General features: G+C 36.7%; 1 protein-coding gene. It reads left to right on the top strand.

The window, feature by feature from the left end; translation table 11 throughout:
* Nucleotides 1-97: 97 nt before the first annotated feature.
* Nucleotides 98-1,013 (top strand): alpha/beta hydrolase (locus DMP16_RS10190; protein WP_143577217.1); only part of this gene is annotated, 916 nt, incomplete at its 3' end.

Here is a 1,013-nt window from a genome sequence, read left to right as displayed (position 1 = left end):
CTTAAATTAGTAATGAATTTGAGTAGACAAAAATGATAATTATGCGAACTTATTTATTATGGTAGATAAGCTTAAATACAAGATAAAATAAATGATAATTATGTCTAAAGCTGAATTTACGTTTAAGAGACAAAACGTGGAATTCCTTACTGAAGGTGGTATTAAGTTAAGGGGTTGGCTGTATTTACCAGATAGTGATAAAAAGTCACCGGCAATAGCCATGTCTCACGGGTTTTCAGCAGTAAAAGAAATGTATTTAGATAGTTTTGCGGAAGTTTTTGCAACAGCAGGTTTTGTAGTGTTAGTTTATGATAATAGAAATTTTGGTGAAAGTGAGGGTGAGCCAAGGCAGGAGATAAATCCATGGGATCAAGTAATGGATTATCGATATGCAATATCTTACGTAAAGCAAAGAAGTGAAGTTGACCCAGAGAGGATTGGTATTTGGGGGACTAGCTATTCGGGAGGTCATGTCATAACTGTAGGTGCGTTTGATAGTAGAGTTAAGGCTATAGTTTCCCAAGTTCCATTGGTGAGTGGTTCTGAAAATCTTAAGAGACTGGTAAGATCTGATATGATTCCGGAATTGAGGAGAATGTTTGCTGAGGATTATGAGAGGAGAATAAAGGGTGAAAAACCACTAACTATTCCAGTAGTGTGCAAAAGTCCTCCTGAAACTTGTGCTTTGCCTACTCCAGATTCCTATGAATGGTTTACAGAAACTGCAAAGAAGAGAGCTCCAAACTGGAGAAATGAGGTAACTTTAAGAAGCGTAGAATATTTGTCAATGTATGAGCCTATAACCTATGTTAAGCAAGTCAGTCCTAAGCCAATACTTATGATAGTAGCTGAGAGCGATATTTTAACTCCTACCGATTTAGCCTTAGAAGCTTTCAATATGGCATTAATGCCTAAGGAATTAGAGATTCTTAAAGGTGGTCATTTTGACGCTTATACTAAAGGTTTTGAAATATCAAGCAGGTTAGCGAGGGACTTCTTCCTCCAGCATTTAT

Source organism: Sulfolobus sp. B1 (genome assembly GCF_007050195.1).
Classification (GTDB): domain Archaea; phylum Thermoproteota; class Thermoprotei_A; order Sulfolobales; family Sulfolobaceae; genus Saccharolobus.
The sequence above is the reverse complement of the archived record's forward strand: the minus strand, read 5'-3'. Positions and strand labels throughout refer to the sequence as shown.